Annotated in this window: 10 protein-coding genes; 6 read left to right on the top strand and 4 right to left on the bottom strand. The window is 58.8% G+C overall.

The annotated features are described in order from the left end of the window. Positions 1 to 65 precede the first annotated feature (65 nt). The 4 genes from M3089_RS12145 to M3089_RS12130 form a co-directional block, all read right to left on the bottom strand. Positions 66 to 692, bottom strand: coding sequence for an FKBP-type peptidyl-prolyl cis-trans isomerase (locus M3089_RS12145; protein ID WP_249084392.1), 627 nt, complete (start codon positions 690 to 692; stop codon positions 66 to 68). Next, on the bottom strand, positions 692 to 2233 hold the full coding sequence (locus M3089_RS12140) for a glycine--tRNA ligase (RefSeq protein WP_249084391.1): 1542 nt from the start codon (positions 2231 to 2233) through the stop codon (positions 692 to 694). Before M3089_RS12140 ends, M3089_RS12145 begins: the two co-directional genes overlap by 1 nt. Positions 2234 to 2675: 442 nt before the next feature. Beyond that, a complete protein-coding gene (locus tag M3089_RS12135) occupies positions 2676 to 4364 on the bottom strand; it encodes a C10 family peptidase (protein WP_249084390.1) in 1689 nt (562 codons plus the stop codon). Between the two features lie 717 nt (positions 4365 to 5081). Continuing rightward, a complete protein-coding gene (locus M3089_RS12130) occupies positions 5082 to 5228 on the bottom strand; it encodes a hypothetical protein (RefSeq protein ID WP_249084389.1) in 147 nt (48 codons plus the stop codon). A gap of 491 nt (positions 5229 to 5719) precedes the next feature. Between M3089_RS12130 and M3089_RS12125 the strand changes: the two genes are divergently transcribed. The 6 genes from M3089_RS12125 to M3089_RS12100 are packed head-to-tail and all read left to right on the top strand — an operon-like array spanning position 5720 to position 17929. Further along, on the top strand, positions 5720 to 8716 hold the full coding sequence (locus M3089_RS12125) for a SusC/RagA family TonB-linked outer membrane protein (protein ID WP_249084388.1): 2997 nt from the start codon (positions 5720 to 5722) through the stop codon (positions 8714 to 8716). 32 nt (positions 8717 to 8748) lie between these two features. Further along, positions 8749 to 10575, top strand: coding sequence for a RagB/SusD family nutrient uptake outer membrane protein (locus M3089_RS12120; RefSeq protein WP_249084387.1), 1827 nt, complete (start codon positions 8749 to 8751; stop codon positions 10573 to 10575). Positions 10576 to 10603: 28 nt separating this feature from the next. Beyond that, positions 10604 to 11713 carry a starch-binding protein gene (locus M3089_RS12115; RefSeq protein ID WP_249084386.1) on the top strand — a complete coding sequence of 370 codons (1110 nt, stop codon included), beginning with the start codon at positions 10604 to 10606 and terminating at the stop codon, positions 11711 to 11713. 31 nt (positions 11714 to 11744) lie between these two features. Next, positions 11745 to 14969 (top strand): DUF4886 domain-containing protein, encoded by a 3225-nt coding sequence (locus tag M3089_RS12110; protein ID WP_249084385.1) that lies wholly within the window; start codon positions 11745 to 11747, stop codon positions 14967 to 14969. Positions 14970 to 14976: 7 nt separating this feature from the next. Further along, positions 14977 to 16353 carry an alpha-amylase family glycosyl hydrolase gene (locus M3089_RS12105; RefSeq protein ID WP_249084384.1) on the top strand — a complete coding sequence of 459 codons (1377 nt, stop codon included), beginning with the start codon at positions 14977 to 14979 and terminating at the stop codon, positions 16351 to 16353. A gap of 4 nt (positions 16354 to 16357) precedes the next feature. Beyond that, positions 16358 to 17929 (top strand): alpha-amylase family glycosyl hydrolase, encoded by a 1572-nt coding sequence (locus M3089_RS12100; protein ID WP_205107371.1) that lies wholly within the window; start codon positions 16358 to 16360, stop codon positions 17927 to 17929. Positions 17930 to 18460: the final 531 nt, after the last annotated feature.

Below are 18460 nucleotides of genomic sequence, written 5' to 3'. Positions count from 1 at the left end.
GGGGGGGCTTGCCACACAGGCAAGCCTCCCCTTGTTGTTTGCAATGCTGTACGCGGCTTACAACCCTACTGCACCACAGGCGACCAAAAGTCGACCAGGCGCAAGTCGAATATCAGGGTGCTGTAAGCCGGCACCCCCGTCTGCGACTGTGAGCCGTAACCCAGCTGGTAAGGTATGTATACCATCCAGTGGTCGCCCCGCCTCATGTGCTGGAGGGCAGTGGCAAAACCATCCACCAGCATGTTTCCGCCGGAGTTCCCGATGGCCATCTGCAACGGCTTGCTAACGTCATCGTAGTAGTTTCCATAGTACGACTGGTCGAACACATAGCCGTAGGGATAGGACACCGACGGCAGCAGGCGGCCCAGGTAATGCACCGTCACGGTGTCGGTGTAAAGCGGCGTCGCCGAAGCGGGGTCGCCCTCTTCAATCACTTTGACGATGATATAGTCTGAGTTGCTCCCCTCTATGCTGTCAGACTTCGACCAGCTCTTTATCCGTTTCCAGTCGGTGCGTGCCGGATTGAGCTCCAGCAGGTTCAGCACCGAGTCGGTAAGGCTGTTGAAGAAAGCGTCGTTGCGCGCCTGCCAGTTGGGAAACTCCTCCACGGTGTCGTCTTCTTCGCTGCACGAGGCCAGGCCAAACACGGCGAAGAGTGCCACGGCAAGGAAGTAAAAGCCTCGTCTCTTCATCACTGCAGTTGTTTGAGCAGACTGGCAATGCTCACCTTGTCTTCGATGATGCCATTGAGGTCTGCTATGTTTACTCTCTCCTGCGCCATGGTGTCGCGGTGGCGCAGCGTCACGGTGTTGTCCTTGAGTGAGTCGTAGTCCACGGTAACACAGTATGGCGTGCCTATTGCGTCCTGCCTGCGGTAACGCTTGCCGATGGTGTCTTTCTCGTCATACTGGCAGTTGAAGTGGAACTTCAGCGCGTCGATTATCTCGCGGGCCTTCTCGGGCAGCCCGTCTTTCTTCACCAACGGCAGCACGGCCAGCTTCACCGGGGCCAGCGCGGCGGGCAGGTGGAGCACGGTGCGGGTCTCGCCGTTGTCAAGCTTCTCTTCCTCGTAAGAGTGGCACATCACGCTGAGGAACATGCGGTCTACGCCGATTGACGTCTCGATGACGTATGGGGTGTAGCTCTCGTTGGTCTGCGGGTCGAAGTATTTTATTTGCTTTCCGCAATACTTCTCGTGCTGCGACAGGTCGAAGTTGGTGCGGCTGTGTATTCCCTCTACCTCCTTGAACCCGAACGGCATGCGGAACTCGATGTCGGTGGCGGCGTTGGCGTAGTGGGCCAGCTTCTCGTGGTCGTGGAAACGGTAGTTCTCTGCGCCGAAGCCCAGTGCCTGGTGCCACTTCATGCGCGTCTGCTTCCAGTTGGCAAACCAGTCGAGCTCGGTGCCCGGCTTTACGAAGAACTGCATCTCCATCTGCTCAAACTCACGCATGCGGAATATGAACTGGCGCGCAACAATCTCGTTGCGGAAGGCCTTGCCAATCTGCGCGATGCCGAAAGGCACCTTCATGCGGCCCGTCTTCTGCACGTTGAGATAGTTGACAAAGATGCCCTGTGCCGTCTCGGGGCGCAGGTAAACCTTCATGGCACCGTCGGCCGAGGCCCCCATCTCGGTCGAGAACATGAGGTTAAACTGGCGCACGTCGGTCCAGTTCTTTGTTCCCGAAATAGGGTCTACAATCTCCTCGTCGATTATTATCTGCTTGAGCTCGGCCAAGTCGGGGCCCTGCATGGCGCGCGTGTAGCGCTCGTGCAGCGCGTCGCGCTTCTGCTGGTACTCCATCACGCGGGCGTTGGTCTGGCGGAACTGGCTCTCATCGAAGGCGTCGCCGAAGCGCTTGCGTGCCTTGGCCACCTCCTTGTCTATCTTCTCGTCATACTTTGCAATCTGGTCTTCGATGAGGTTGTCGGCGCGGTAGCGCTTCTTCGAGTCGCGGTTGTCGATGAGCGGGTCGTTGAAAGCGTCCACGTGGCCGCTGGCCTTCCATATTGTGGGGTGCATGAATATGGCCGAGTCGATGCCCACGATGTTCTCGTGTAGCAGCACCATGCTCTTCCACCAGTATTCCTTGATGTTGTTCTTCAGCTCAACGCCGTTCTGGCCGTAGTCGTATACGGCAGCCAGTCCGTCGTAGATGTCGCTGCTGGGGAACACGAAACCGTACTCCTTGCAGTGCGACACGATTTTCTTGAAAACGTCTTCCTGTGCCATTTGTATAGTTAAATCTTAAATTAAGTTCTGTCATGCCACGCCTGTGCGCCACGCAAAAAGTGCGCTTCGCACCGCATTCAGTCTGCAAAGATAAACTAATTCGGGCGAAACGCAAAACTTTTTCACACACATTATATATAAGTAGCTGTTCAATATTAACCGTTGCAATCGACCTTGCAGGTGTCCACTGTATCTTTGCCACCATCTGGTGTGCCCTTTCGGGCCGCATGCCAAAGTCTCATCGGTAGCGTAGCCCGCCACGCTCTCCCTTCTGACTTTGGCATGCTTCTACGAAATAGCGCACAAATTGATGGCATTTGATTTTGAACACCGCCTTAAGAGGCGGCAACTGCCAACCCACGACGCCCCGCGGCCTGCGTGCCGACGGCCCGCCTCCCATGCCCCGGCCACCGCCATGAGGGCTGCGCGCCGGGGCCTGCGGTCACGGCTTTGCCACCTTGCGCACAGTGCCGCCGCAGCTCACTATGAACGTGCCGCGGCCTGGTATGTCGTCGGCAGAGAACCCCTCGGCCGGGGCGCTCATCACCAGCCGCCCCGACATGTCGTAGACCCTCGCCTCGCCGTCGGGCGCCATGCCGCCGGCAACGGCGCTGCCCGCCGACGTGCAGATGCCCTCATACCGGGTGAACGTGGTGCCTTCCTTGGTCACAACATACTCGTCTGTCGAGTTCGGGGCATAGTCCACCCTCACCCACTCGCCGTGCAGGTCGTCGTAGAACGCGGCATATATGCGGTAATCGCCGTCGGGCATGGAGGCCGGCAGGTCAAATTGGCCGTTGCGAAGTTGGAACACGGCCAAAGGCCTGATGCCGGACACGTCGGTAGAAAACAGCTCGCCAAACCACCCGTTGCCTTCGGCCACCAGGCTCAGCCGGCCGTAAAGCGGGCGGCACGAGCAGTTGACCACTTGGGCGATGCCACCATACAGGAAACCATATATGCCGTTGATGCCTATGGTGATGCGCCTGTTGCTGAACAGGTAGCGCCGGGGCACGTCAACGTCGGCCGGCGCAATGCCCAGCAACATGTATTGGTCGTAGTTGTAGCCCTCGTCCTCGTCGGGCTTGAGGTAATCCAGGCGGTACATGCCGTCGGCCATCCCGCCCCAGCCCCAGTTGACATGGAAGAGCCCGTCGTCGCCATAGCCGTCGATCACGAAGGCATGCCTGTCGGCCGTGATGAAGTCGCCGCCGTTGAGCTTTCGCCCGTCGTAAATCACCGGCCGGCCGGCATCAATCTCCCCGATCAGCATCTCCATCCAGTCTTCCTCGTGTTCGGAGCGTTCCAGGTAGGCCATGTCGGGGTTATATCCCAGATACGTCAGCATGGCATAGCCCCCGTCGGTGACGTTGGCCGACGTGCCTTCGCCCCCGAAACCGGCCTCAGCCCCAACGCCGCAGTGGTATACAAGCTCGGCCACGGCCGCGGCCTGTGCCTCCGAGTAGGCCCCAGGCGCATAGCTGTCGAGCATATCGTCCCACGCATAGACGGTGCTGCCGAAGTCGGCCGACAGCCATTTCTCCGAGCCATCGGGCATAGTGCCCAACAGGTACTCGTGGGTGCCGGTGCCCCTGACGGGCCAACGGTGGTAACGCATCACCTGAGCCATGGCCACCGGCACGCATCCCGCCACGCAATGCCCGCCCGACGCCAGCGCGGGGCAAAGGCCGTTGAACGGCTCTCCCTGGGCCCACTTGCTCGTGAGCAGTGGCCCCACCTTGGGAGCCACACGCCCGCCCTGCACCAGCCCATCGGCATCAACGTCGCCGACCACGCCACGCTCCAAGGCCGCATCGGTGGCCTCAAGCCACCACCGCAACCCGCAGGGCATGGCGCCGGAAAAGCCCTCGCGCGAATAGCCGAGCACGGCCGCCGAGCCGTCGTCGTTGGCCACTACGGCAAAGCCGCCCCCGCCGCGCACTCCCATCACAGTGAGGTTGCGCGCCGCATACAACGGCTCTATACACCCGGCGGCAGCCGAGCGCGCTGGCTGCGCGTCAAGACCCAGCACAGCCGCCGCGGCGGCGCGCTTCTGTTCAATGGTGCGCTCTGCTGCATCGGCCCCGGCCACAGCAGCAAGCACAATAATGGCAGTAAACAGTCTGTTCATAATTTTAATCTTATATTAGAGTTAAACACTTGCAACCGCTTGCGGTTTGCCTCACTCATCATTTTCCCCGGCCTGTGTCAGGCCGCCCAATTGTATGTCATGATGGCAAAGATACTAATTTTATTGCATACCTGCAAGCAAACCGCAACATATTTTACGATGGCGGCAACGCCACGCAATGCCTGCTGCCCACAGCCGCCCGCCACCCCTATTTTGCAAGCAAACGGGGCCGATGCAGCCACGGCCGCCGGGCACAGACCCAACCGCAGCCAAAAGCCTCGCAGCCAGCCACTTGCAGAAGCCTGAGGCATCGGCCCGCAACATCTGCCGTTTGGCAACCCGAAACGGGCCGTACGGCAATGCAAGAACGGCCGTTTTGCCGGCCAATACAACAAGCGAGGGAGCCAAGCCACGACAGGGCCGCCACTATGCAAGCATTGCCCAGCCCGGTGCCACTGACGCCGCGCAGTGGCACCGGGCCAGCCATACCCACAAAAAGCGACATGGCCGAAAACGCCCGCCGCAACAAGACCGGGCCGGCAACGGCCCTTCAACCGACAAACTTCCATGCAAGACACAACAGCCATGACCGGCACACCCTGCCAATGCCACGGAACTGGTATGGCAAAAAACCACCGCATTGTGGCAAACAGCCCTTGGTTGCATGGCAGAAAAGGCTACACAATGGCAAAAAACGGTTTGCAAGAGTTTAGATTTTCAGTCGGTCGAAAGTGGCAAACCCCATTGATTTTCAATCATTTGCATATTTTGAGACTTTGATTTTGCATTGAGCGGCTTGGCGTGTAGCATTAGTTCACCTAATTTTACAGCCGAATTTAAATCAATAGCTAAAAGTTTCATCATGCATACGTTAATAGTTATATTAGTTATTAGTGGTTGTCTTTATGCACCTGTACATGCAAAAGACACTTTGGTTAGTTCACCCGGCGGGTCCGTGACGGCATCCGTCGGCGTGGCTGCCGACAATCCACACGGCGCTCCGTCGCGATGCCTGCAGTAGCCCGCCGGCCCCGCCATGCTTCACGCCGGCCATCTTCAAGCTGTCGGGCATGGCTAACGGTTGCCAATAGGCTGTGACACCGTGGATGAAGCAGGCCGCACGGCCCCTACGGCCGACTTGGTTTACGGCAGTGCCGCCGGATGAACCATGGCAGATGGCAACGCTCATCTGGCATACCACGACACGTCTATGCAAGACGGCCACTGCCAATACGGCAGCCCGCCGGCATAGCCATACACCACAGCATGACGGCCTTAAGCGGCAGCGCACCAACTTGGCTTAATGAGAAACAATTGTTTAAATAACTCTAAAATAACATTAAAACCCCAAGAAAATGAAAAAAGCATTTGAATGTTCTTGCATTTCTGCAAGAGGCAAGGCCAAGCGTCCGCAAGCCAGACGAGGCCTGCGCCTTAAGGTTGCCATGCTTCTGGCAGCTGTGTTTATTGCCTTGGATGTCTCGGCACAGTCCACCATCAGTGGGCATGTGAAGGACGACGCCGGTGAGGATATCATCGGTGCCAGTGTCATGGTCAAGGGAACTCAGAACGGCACGGTGACCGACCTGGCCGGAAAATTCCAACTGAAGTGCAACGCCGGTGCCACGCTGGTAATCTCTTACGTTGGCTACAACCCACAGGAGGTGAAGGCCGCCGACAAGATGGAGGTGACGCTCAAGGAAGATGTGGCCCAGCTGAACGAGGTAGTAGTGGTGGGCTACGGCTCGCTGGCCAAGAAAGAGATATCAAGCTCCGTGGTGCAGGTTTCCAAAGACCAGTTCAACCAGGGTGCCGCCAGCGACCCCATGGCCCTCATAGCCGGCAAGGTGACGGGCCTGAACGTGGCCTCTACGGCCGACGCCAACCCTAACGCGCTGACCAACATACAGGTGCGTGGCGCCGGATCGCTGACAGCCAGCAACGGCCCGCTGATTGTAATCGACGGCATTGCGGGCGGCGACCTGCGCAACATTTCCATCCAAGACGTTGAATCAATCACCGTGCTTAAGGATGCCGGCTCGGCAGCCATATACGGAACACGCGGCGCCAACGGCGTTATTCTGGTGACAACGAAGAAGGGCTCGGGCACCCCGGGGGTGACCAACGTGACCTACGACAGCTACATAGCCCTGAACATTGCCAAGCCAAAGCCCGACATACTTACGACGGAGGAGTTCCGCCGCTCGCGCCGAGGCCAGGATTACGGCGCCGACACCGACTGGTGGAACGAGATAACGCGCCCGGTAAGCTACAGCCTCAACCAGTATCTGTCTATCGACAGCTCTACGAAGAACGGATATTTCGGCCTCTCCGTGAACTACAAGAAAGCCAACGGACTTGACATCGTGAGCGGACGGCAGGAATATGGCGCACGCTTCGTGGGCGAGCAGCGCGTGCTTGACAACCGTGTGCAATTCAACGCATCGCTCTCGGCGCGCAAGGTGCACGAGGACTGGGGCAACGACGGGCTGTTCGACACGGCCCTCACGATGAACCCGACCATACCCGTGAAAAACCCCGACGGGTCGTACTACCAGCCGAACTCACCGACGGACATACACAACCCGGTGAACGACCTGCGCGAAAATGTTTCAGAGGGCGACCGCATCTATGTGCTGGGCAATGGCGACGTGAAGCTGAACATACTGCAACTGGCACAACACAGCCTTAGCACATCGCTGAGTTACGCACTGCAGTACAACGACCTGAAGAGCAACTTCTACACCCCGTCGACATCGAGCGAAAGCTTCTGGAAAGGCTATGCCGGCCGCGCAAACGTGAACTACCAGAAGTGGTGGACCAACCGACTGGAGTGGTTGGTGAACTATACGCTGACGATGGACAAGCACCAGCTGAAGGCCGTGCTCGGCTATTCGTGGGAACGGTCAAAGTGGGAGCAAAGCGGCAACGAGAACATGGGGTTCGTATATGACTCCATGGGATGGTACGGCATAGGCAACGGCACCTATCTGAGCGAGGGAAAGGCCAACCTTTGGGGCGGTTCGTCGGAATCGACGCTCATCGGTTTCTTCGGGCGCCTTAACTACAACTACAACGACATTCTGTATGCATCGGCATCTATGCGCCGGGAAGGCAGCACCAAGTTCGGCGTGAACAAGAAGTGGGGCAGCTTCCAGTCTGCATCGCTGGCCTGGGAAATAGCCAACACACCGTTTGCCGAGGGCATCAAGCCCACCTTCCAGAGCCTCAAGCCACGCATAAGCTATGGCGTCACAGGCCGCTCAGACTTCGATGCCTACCGCTCTCTGTCGACCTACAGCGGATACGGGGTCTACCTGATTGACAATGAGTGGATAAAAGGCTACGCCCCATCTCTGAACGCCAACCCCGACCTGGCGTGGGAGAAATCGACCGCCTTCAACGTAGGCGTTGACTTCGTGGCCTTCGACAGCAGGCTGCGCGGTAGCGTTGAGTATTTCGACCGCCGTTCGCAAGACCTCCTGTACAACTACACCGCCCCGCAACCACCATTTATCTACAACACCATACTGGTGAACGTGGGCACAACGAAGAACACCGGCATTGAGGCAAGCCTTGAATACGACGTGCTCTCGAAGACAGCCTTCAAGTGGACAACGGGCGTAAACTGGAGCATGGGCGAAACCAAGCTGACCAAGCTGTCGAGCGATGTATACCAGATGGCCTACCTTGACCTATACCAAAAACCCGGCCCCGGCTCGAGCGAATATTTCTTCCGAATAAAAGAAGGTGGCAAGATTGGGCAGTTTTATGGCTACGAGCACGCCGGCGTCGACAAGAACGGCATGCTGATGGTATACGACAACGAAGGCAAGGCGCAGCCGGCCGCCCAGGCCGACCCGTCGTGGAAGCGCAACATTGGCAACGGGGCGCCCAAGCACTTCCTTTCATGGAGCAACTCGTTCAAGTACAAGAACTGGGACCTGTCGATGCTGTTCCGCTCTGCCCTCGGCTTCCAGATATTCAATATGCGCAAGTATGGCATGGGCCTTCAGGGTGCAGGCACCGACAACGTGCTACGCACGGCATACACCGAATACAGCGACATCAAGTCGAGCGGCAGCGTTGTGTCAAGCTACTTCCTCGAGAACGGCAGCTACTTCAAGCTCGACAACGTTACTCTCGGCTACAACTTCACGCCGAAGAACCGACAGCTAATAGAGAGCCTGCGTGTCTACCTTACTGCCAAAAACCTGTTCACAATCACTGGCTATGATGGCAACGACCCATCCATCGTGACCTCTACGGGCATCACTCCCGGCATTGACACCAACTCGGCCTACCCGCAGGCCACACAGGTAAGCCTGGGCGTGACCCTGCGATTCCATTAATCATTAAATATAAAACCACGAATTAGATCATTATGATTACCTTTAAACATTATATATTCGGTGTTGCCTGCCTGATGGCAGGACTAAATGCCTGCACTGACCTTGACGAGAAAGTGTACGACCGCATCGATGCCGGTGCATACTACCAAAATGAGGCCAGTGTGAAAGGGGCCGTGGCAGCCATCTATTACCAGACATCTTCGACCTTGGCAGGCGAAAACTTCTTCCATCTGTCTGAATACCCGGCCGACCAGCTTACCTGGCGCTCATGGAATGGGGGCCTGTGGGGTTGGGACGAAGCCATGAAGACCGTGCTCTCTTGGCAGAACTGGACTTCAGAGTCGACCATCATCAACAATGCCTGGACCGGGGCATGGACTGCCGTCGGCCTGGCTAACCTGCTGCTCAGCGACATGGAAAACCTGAATGCGGCCAGCCTGAACATGAGCAACGAGAAACTGGCCCAATACGTGGCCGAGGTTCGTACCATACGTGCATGGAACTACTATTGCCTGTTCGAGCTTTGGGGAGGCGCGCTGCCTCTGAATGTCTCTGCCGGCAGCGATGTGCCGGGCACGGCCGACGCCGACTGGGACGCTTCATGCAAGAAGATATACAACTTCATAGCCAGTGAGCTCGACGAGACCGTCGACGCGCTGGCCAAGGAAGACGGCAGCCACACCACGGTAAACCGTGCCAACCAAGCCATGAACCGCATGCTGAAGGCCCGCCTGCTGCTCAACGCCGAGGTGTTCATCGGCGAAAAGCATTACGACGAGTGCGAAGCCCTGTCGAAAGAAATCATCAGTGGCACTTACGGCACTTACGGCCTCGACAGCAACTACCGCAACCTCTACAGCATTGACAATGTAAAAAGCCCCGAGGTGATATTCGCGCTGGCAGCAGAAGACGGACAGGGTGCCGCCAACGCCATTAGCAACGTCCGCACCATGATAGGCATGTGGTACGGATATGCCGACTACTTCGAGCAGAGCTACGACGGCATCGGCGCCTGGAACTGCGTATGCCTCGTGCCTTCATACGACAACTATGGCACGGTGCAGCCCACGGGCGGAACGAAAGGAGCACGCTGCTTCCTCGACGCTCCCTACAACGACAAGCTGGGAGCACCCTACGAGCGGTTCGACGACCGCGACATACGCAAGCAGAACTATGTGTACGATGCGGCCACAAAGACCCACGGCCCGGGCATGTTCCTCAAAGGAGAGATGCGTGCCAACTTCGGCAAAGGCGACATACTTACCGCCGACGCCGACCGCGACGGGCAGGCGCTGGTATTTGTAGACCAGCTTGGTACGTTCTTGAACTTAGGCCGCAACCTCGAGGTGGTGATGAATCCACGCTGGGGCGAGACCAACTCCGGCGTGCGCCTGGTGAAATATCCGCTATATCCCAACGACGACAAGGGAGGCTTCAAGAGCATCGACGACGTGCAGTTCCGCCTGGCCGAGGCCTACTACAATGTGGCCGAATGCGAGATGCGCAAAGGCAACAGCGGCGAGGCAAAGAAATACGTTGACGCTGTTCGCCAGCGTTACTACCGCAGCGGCGACCGCGCAGCCGCGCTGAGCATCCCCGGACCCGGCTTCGACAGCTTCGACATGGACTGGATGCTCTCCGAGTGGGGCAAAGAGTATTTGGGCGAGGGCAACCGCCGACGCACCGACCTGCGCCGCTTCGACAAGTTCACCCAGGGCACATGGTGGTTCTGGGGGCGCGCAACCGAAGACGGAGTGAACCTGCCGGCAAAGCGCGACCGCAAGTACGAATGGTACCCGCTGCCGCAGTCGGCCCTGTCTGTCAACCCGGGCCTCATACAGAATCCTAACTACAAATAAGTATTGAAGCATTGTAAAATTAAGCATTATGAACAAAAGACTATATCATCTGGCCCTGACGCTGCTGGCCCTGACGGGGCTCGTGAGCAGCTGTTCGGACAAGGAGGACATCGTATTCGAACATGAGCGTCAGCAGTTTGAAACACGTGCCGACCGCATACTGCTGGAGTTCATCGCGCCTTTCGGCACCACCGCCGACGACAAAATATACATCATCGGGGCGTTCAACGGCGACAGCGCAGCCATAGGCCAGGAGCAGTATATGCTGACCAAGGCACCACAGAGTGACGTGAAGTGGGGCATCTACCTCGACCCCAAGAGCTTTGTTGATGGAAAGACGCTGGCCGACGGCTTCCGTTTCTACTCCGCCTCGCAGGGAATGGAGTACACCATCGGCGGCAAGGCGGCCCTGCACACAGACAATCCGGGCGTCGGGACATTCACCAACGTGTGGGGACAGCGCTGGGAGAGCTACTATTGGAGCGATGGCGAAAAGCCCGAACCCGAACACGACGGCTACGTGGTCTACGTTGACGACCAGACAGGTTGGGACGCCCTGACGCTGTATATGTGGGGCGACGTGAACGACCTGAACGGCGGGTGGCCCGGCATGACGCCTACAGGAACGCTGGAGAAGGACGGAACCAAATGGAAGTATTTCGACATGGGCGCCGCAAACACGGGCCTGGCAGAGAACCTGATATTCAACAATGGCGGCAACGGACAACAGTTGCCCGACTTCGCCTTCACCATCGACCGCGACATCTATCTGCGTATCACAGCCAATGGCGTTGAAGAAGTTGGCCAGGAACCAAGCGTCAAGCACGATGGCTTTGCCGTGTTTGTGTATGACGAGACAGGCTGGGACGCCCTGACGCTGTACATGTGGGGCGACGTGAACGACCTGAACAGCGGGTGGCCCGGCATGGAGCCCACCGGCAAGCAGACCGTCAACGGAGTTGCCTACAAGTATTTCGACATGGGTGCCGCCAACGCGGGGCTGGCAGAGAACCTGATATTCAGCAACGCAGGAAACAGCCAGCTGGCCGACTTCGCCTTCACCATCGACCGCGACATCTATCTACACATCACCACATCAGGCGTCACAGAGATAGACCCGGAAACATTCCAGCCTTGACCGTGCATAACCTGTAAACCGATTCGCAACAATGAAGAAACTATCCATTATGCTCGCCGCCGCCTTTTGCCTGCTATGCCAGGCAAAAGCTGGCGACGGCATAACCCTGACACCCGCCAACAACACCGCGACAGAGAACTTTGACGGCATGTGGGATGCCACGGCATCGGCCGCCACCCTAAACATGCCTGACGGCTGGCGCATCGAGCGCCAGATGGGCGCGCCGCGAATGGTGGGTTCCTACAGTGCTGCCGCCACCGAAGTGATGTACTCCGGTGGCGCCGGCCTGCCGGGAAATGCAAAGAACGGCACTTGGAACTTCGGCTCGAGCGCCGCCCCAACAGACCGTGCCGTCGGCGGCCTGTCAACGACAGTAGACGGCGGCACGCGCTGCGTAAACGTCATGACCCGGTTGGTCAATGGCGGTACAATCCCCTTGAACAAGCTGACAATAAGCTACGACATAGAGAAATACCGGAAAGGCGGCAATGAGAACGGCTTTACGGTACAGCTATACTACTCTGCCGACGGCAGCAACTGGAAGAAGGCCGGCAGCGACTCCAAGACCGACTTTGCCAAGGACGACGAAACGCTCGGTGCTGCCGACGTGCCCATTGCCACAGCTTCGGTCGGCGGGAAGCAACTGAACACGGCCGTGGCTGCGGGCGGTTCGATTTACCTGGCATGGAATATCTCCGTGTCAAGGGGCACCACGCCCAACAAGGCCATGGGCCTGGCACTCGACAACGTAAGCCTGACGGCATCGTTTGGCGAGCCCCTTCCCGACCCCGACGGCGAAGACCCGTCACGCCCGCCCTTCGTGGCGTCGGGCATCTTCCTCCGTGGCGAGGTAAACGGGTGGCTGGCCGACAGCGCTTGGGAGTTCAGCGACGAGGGCAATGGCACTTATGCAATATACGACAAGGAACTGTCGGGCAACTTCAAGATAGCCGATGCAAAATGGACTTCGCTCTGCAACTACGGCAGCAACGGCAGCGCCATCATGGCCGACAGGCCCTATGCGCTGGTGCCGGGCACCGACGACAACATACCGTGCGGCTACATTTTCGACTGCAAGCGCATACTGCTGACCATTGCCGACACCGGGGCGACCCTCATGCTGGAAAGCAAGGAGGGGGGCAAACCCGGCGAACCGTCTGCATTGCAGTCGGTGGCATTGCAGCCTGCCGACGTAACGCTCGTGCCGCAACTGCCCGCCAAGGTCAAGGTGCTGTCGCTTAACAACAGCCTGATACATTACAACGACCAGGACTTCATGTTCAACGACATTGCCAGGGCCATGGGCAAGGACGTCCACTGGACCAAGCACACACTGCTTGGCAAGCCCCTGAGCACACATTGGGACGAGGGCGACGGACTGGCCGCCGACGGAAATCCCGGCGCCAAGATGCTAATACGCAGCGAGGCATGGTCGCACATCATACTCCAGGAGCAGAGCTCGCTGCCAAGAACCGACCCCGAGGCGTTCCGCAACAATGTCAGGAAGTGGGTTGAATACATACGCGAGCATTGCCCCAACCCCAATGCCGTGGTCATTGTACCAATGAACTGGGCGTACAGTGGCGACTGGACAAACTTCACCGACTTCAACAGCACGCTCCTGAACAACTGCCAGGACGTGGCACGCGAGACGGGTGTCACCATCTGCCCCGTTGGCCTTGCCTACCAACAGGCGTTCGACGCCGAGGGGGCGGAAGGCATTGCATCGTGGTACCAGGACGACCGGCACCCCACAGACAAGTCTACCTATATGGCTGCATGCATGGAATATGGCCTCATCTTCGGCGAGAGCCCGGCCACCATCAGTTATCACCCGGCCGCCGTTACCGACGCCGAGGCGGCCTCGATGCGCAGCTATGCAGCCAAGGCCCTGGCGAAGTTCACCAACTATGTAGACCACACAGCGGCCACCGTGCGCTTTACGGCTGTGGCACGCGACCAATATGGCAACGAGATGGAGGCGCCGGCCGATTTGGCCTACACTCTGACCGGCGGCGGGACGCTGGGCGACGACCATGTGTTCAGGAGCGACAAGACCGAAGGAACATTCAAGGTGAGCGCGCAAAACAGCCTGTTCAGCACCGTGGCAACGGTGAAAGTGGCACACGCAGAGACCGAGGTCACCGTATTCCCTGCCATAGAGATGGACGCCGACCACCTGTCGGCGGCCGAAGACTTCAACGCCATGGGCAGCGACGCCGGCGCCCGGCTCCCCCTGGCATGGCGCATTGACAGGCAGACAACGGCCCCGCGCAACGTAGGCAGCTATGCCGCAGCCCTCGACAACACGATGTATGCCGGTGGCGCCGCCCTGCCACCGAACGCAAAGAACGGCACGTGGAACTTCGGGGCGGACAATGGCGCCGACCGCGCCGTGGGCGGCATCTCGACCGGCGTCGCCGGCGGCACACGCTGCGTAAACATCTACGCCCACTTCATGAACAGCGGACGCAAGGACATCGGGAAACTTCACATAAGCTATGATGTTGAGAAATACCGCATGGGAAGCAACCCGGCAGGCTTCACCGTACAGATGTATCACTCCACAGATGGGCGCAACTGGACGTCGGCCGGCAATGACTTCTGCACCAGGCTGGCCCCCGATGCCACCACCGGGGGATATGACGACGTGCCCGGCGAGACAATACCGGTAAGCGCCGAGCTGGACGCAAGGATGCAGCCAGGCGTCGACTTCTTCCTGGCATGGAACATCACGGTGTCTTCCGGCGACGCGGCCAACAACGCCATGGCCCTTGCCATCGACAATTTCAGGCTCTGCGGCGAACTGCCTGCCGTACCCACGGCCAAGCATTACATCTATGTCATCGACGAGACGGGCTTCGACGCCCTGGGGCTGTATGCCTGGGGTGACGGCGAACTGTTTGGCGCATGGCCCGGCCAGGGCTGGGTCGACGAGAAGACCATTGGCGGCGATGCTTACAAGGTGTTCCTGCTTGATGCCGACGGCGGCACATACAACCTGATATTCAACAATTGGAACAATGGCAGGCAGGTGGCCGATTTCACCGTAACGGCCAACCGCGACTACTACCTGCGCGTCAGCGCCTCGGGCGTAACAGAGCTTACGCCGGCCGGCATCGCTGCCGTAGGCCTCCAACCGGCAGCCGACGGCAGCCACGCATACTACCTCAACGGCCGCAAAGCCGGCCCTTGGGGCAGCGGCAGGGCCAAAGGCATATACATTGTCAACGGCAAGAAATACGTCAACAAATAAAAACGGCATGAAGACATTTTACATTCCACTGCTCGCCTCGGCGCTGTTGGCTGCTGCATGCGGGCAGGGGGCACAGCAATTTGACATAGACAACACCAAGCCGGTGACGCCAGACAACCGCGTCATCTACCAGATGAACATCGGAGCATTCACGCCCGAGGGCACTTTCGCCGCGGCAGGGCGACAGCTGGGCCGCCTCGACACGCTCGGGGCCGACATACTCTGGCTCATGCCCATCTACCCGCGGGGCCACAAGATGAACAGCCCTTACGCCTCGATGGACTTTACCAAGGTTAATCCGGCCTACGGCACGGCAGACGACCTGAAGGGATTTGTAGGCGAAGCCCACAGGCGCGGCATGAAGGTGTGGCTCGACTGGGTGCCCAACCATGTGGCCGTCGAGAACCGATGGGTGGCCGAACACCCTGAGTTTTTCACCAAAGACGCCCACGGGCGGATGATACACCCGCACGGATGGGGCGACGTCTACGAGCTGAACTACCACGACGAGGGCCTTGTCGAGGCAATGAACTCGGCCATGAGGCAATGGATAAGCGTGGCCGACGTCGACGGGTTCAGATGCGACTACGTCAGCAGCCCCACCATACCGGTGAAGTATTGGCAAGACATCATTGCCGAGCTGAACAGCCACGGCAAGACCATAGAGTTTCTGGGCGAGACCGACATATCCAACCCTGAGAACAGACGCATCGACTCGTGCGGCTTCGACTACGACTACGCATGGGATTTCCAGGGAGAACTGGCCCGCAAGTTCAACGACAGCGACAACGCCGACTCGCTCCGGGCTATCTGCGACAGGCTTTTGGCGGCCTCGGCCAAAGTGAAGAACAAGCGGATGGTATACCTTACCAACCACGACCAGAACTACAACGACGGAGGCAACACGCTAAAAGACTTCTACGGCGACAACCGCTACCTGCTCACCGTGCTGGAGTTCACCTTCCATGGCATGCCGCTAATATACCAGGGGCAGGAAATAGGCGACCCCGACACACTCAACTACTTTACCGACGCCAAGGTGAAGTGGCACTTGGCAGACCGCAAGATGCTCAACACCGTGCGCACGCTGGTGGCACTGCACCACACCTTCGCCTCGCTTTCGGCAACAGCGCCCGTTGAATACATCGAGACTGCAGGCTCGCAGGTGCTGGCCTACAGGCGCGGCCCGGTGGTGGTGGCGCTCAATCTTGGCAGGGAGCCGGCGGCCGTGCAGCTAAGCGGCATCGAGGCGGGCCTCTACCAACAGTGGCTCGACAGCCGCACCATTGGCAGCGGGCCTGCCATGGCCGACGTCAAACTGGCACCCCAATCGGCCATACGGCTGCAAGGCAAGGGATATGCGGTATACGTTAAAAAACAGTGAACCTATGGGAAAGACGTCAAGACTGATTGCAGCGCTGCTGTGCTGCTGGGGCCTGGCCGCGCCACGCGCCATGGCAACCGACTATGTGGACGACATCAACAACGGTCATCACGCCGACGGACAGCATGTGGTCTATGAGATGAACGTGGGGGCCTTCACCGCCGAAGGCACCCTTGCCGCGGCACAGGCCCGGCTCAAAGAGTTGAAGCGCATAGGCGCCGACATTGTGTGGCTAATGCCCATTTACCCCCGTGGCGGGGGCATCAACAGCCCCTATGCCGCCACCGATTTCCAACAGGTAAACCCGGCCTACGGCACCATAGACGACCTGAAGGCCTTTGTCGGGGCCGCCCACGCCCTCGGCATGCAGGTATGGCTCGACTGGGTGCCCAACCACACGGCAACCGACGCGAGGTGGGTGGGCGAGCACCCTGAGTATTACAAGAGGTCGGGAGGCAGCTTTGTGCATCCCAACAACTATGCCGACGTATATCAGCTGGACTACGGCAACGGCGAACTGCGCAAGGCCATGACCGGATGCATGAAGTTCTGGATAGACCGGGCCGACATCGACGGCTACCGGTGCGACTATATCAGCAGCCGCGAGATTCCCGTGAGCTATTGGCAGGAAGCCATACCTGAGATAAAGGGCTGCAAGGCCGGCAAGGCCATCACGTTTCTTGGCGAGGCCGACATTGCCGCCGACGCCACACGCCTCAAGGCGGCCGGCTTCGACTACGACTACGCATGGCAGTTCCAGAGCCAGCTGGCCAATTTCGGCAACGGCACCGCCGCCGCACGCCCCAGGGCCTTTGCCAACACGCTGATGGCCCACCAGGACGGCATTGGCTTCGGGCGCATGCTCTACCTTACCAACCACGACCAGAACTACAACGAGAAGAAGAAGACGCTCACCCATAAGTATGGCGACAACCGCTACCCGCTCACGGTGCTCTACTTCACCGTCTGGGGGATGCCCCTTGTATACAACGGCCAGGAAACGGGCGGCAACCAGGCGCTAAACTACTTTACCGACGAAAAAATAGACTGGGCGCAAACCGACAGCAAGATGCTCAACACCATACGCACGCTGTCGGCCCTGAAACACTCGGTGGCTGCCTTCCGCGACGGCAAAGCCGCCGCCGACAACCACAGCGTCAGCTGGCTCACGGTGAACAACAACACATCGGTGCTGGCCTACAGCTGCAAGCAGGGCGACAGCGAGGCCGTGGTGGTGCTCAACTTCGGCACATCGGCCACCGCCGCAACCGTATCCGGGCTCACCGCCGGCGAATACGGGCTGTGGCTCGACAGCGAGACCATCGCCCGGGGCACGGGCCGCAAGGCCGTCAGCCTCGGCGCCACCCACACGTTTGAGCTGCAGGCCAAGGGCTACCGGGTGTACGTGAAGGGCCACTTCGCCGACGAGGGCACGGCAGCCATGAGCGCCATCACAACCGGCGCCGCCGCGGGCGGACCCGTCTATTCGCTCGGCGGCCAACGGCGTGGCAGCAGCGGCCAGCTGCCCGGCGGCATATACATCAGCAACGGCCGCAAATACGTGAAACGCCATTGACTCTTCATGATTTTAATAATTCTGTTTGTTAAGTAGCTATTGATAATCAATTATCATCAGGTTGTGCGCAGTTCGGTGAATGTCTTAGTAAGGCCGGAAGAGGTATCGTAGCCTGCTACGCTACCGACGAGGCCTTTGAAGACAACCCGGAAGAGCGCGCAAGGCGATGGTAAAGACAAGATGTCCGAATAAAATGGCTTGGCATCGGTTAATTTTTCAACAGATACTCATGTTTGGATGGCCGCCCTTGCCGGGCGGCCATTTTTGTTTCCTCCCCAAAAGCCACCCGCAGCGGCAGTCATTTTCATGCCGAGCCGTGCCGCAAGGTTGGCACCGGTCAACAGCCTGGCACTCAGCCGGTTGCACAACGGGCCGCATTCCATTCCAAAACCTGCCGTCTCAAGACATGGAACGGCCCCCCTTACCCCGCAATACATGCCATCTTGCAAACCGGTGCGGCGCATACCCAAACAAAAGGATGCAGCTGGCGGCTTCGGGAGCATTGACTCTGACGTGGTTCATGACCTTCCC

The organism is Marseilla massiliensis (assembly GCF_023336985.1).
GTDB classification, from domain to species: Bacteria; Bacteroidota; Bacteroidia; order Bacteroidales; family Bacteroidaceae; genus Prevotella; species Prevotella intestinigallinarum.
Note: the sequence above shows the minus strand (reverse complement) of the source record. Positions and strands in the feature narration are given on the sequence as shown.

Coding starts and splice junctions, on each gene's coding strand:
- M3089_RS12145 (WP_249084392.1), bottom strand. CDS start 692: ATGAAGAGACGAGGCTTTTACTTCCTTGCCGTGGCACTCTTCGCCGTG.
- M3089_RS12140 (WP_249084391.1), bottom strand. CDS start 2,233: ATGGCACAGGAAGACGTTTTCAAGAAAATCGTGTCGCACTGCAAGGAG.
- M3089_RS12135 (WP_249084390.1), bottom strand. CDS start 4,364: ATGAACAGACTGTTTACTGCCATTATTGTGCTTGCTGCTGTGGCCGGG.
- M3089_RS12130 (WP_249084389.1), bottom strand. CDS start 5,228: ATGATGAAACTTTTAGCTATTGATTTAAATTCGGCTGTAAAATTAGGT.
- M3089_RS12125 (WP_249084388.1), top strand. CDS start 5,720: ATGAAAAAAGCATTTGAATGTTCTTGCATTTCTGCAAGAGGCAAGGCC.
- M3089_RS12120 (WP_249084387.1), top strand. CDS start 8,749: ATGATTACCTTTAAACATTATATATTCGGTGTTGCCTGCCTGATGGCA.
- M3089_RS12115 (WP_249084386.1), top strand. CDS start 10,604: ATGAACAAAAGACTATATCATCTGGCCCTGACGCTGCTGGCCCTGACG.
- M3089_RS12110 (WP_249084385.1), top strand. CDS start 11,745: ATGAAGAAACTATCCATTATGCTCGCCGCCGCCTTTTGCCTGCTATGC.
- M3089_RS12105 (WP_249084384.1), top strand. CDS start 14,977: ATGAAGACATTTTACATTCCACTGCTCGCCTCGGCGCTGTTGGCTGCT.
- M3089_RS12100 (WP_205107371.1), top strand. CDS start 16,358: ATGGGAAAGACGTCAAGACTGATTGCAGCGCTGCTGTGCTGCTGGGGC.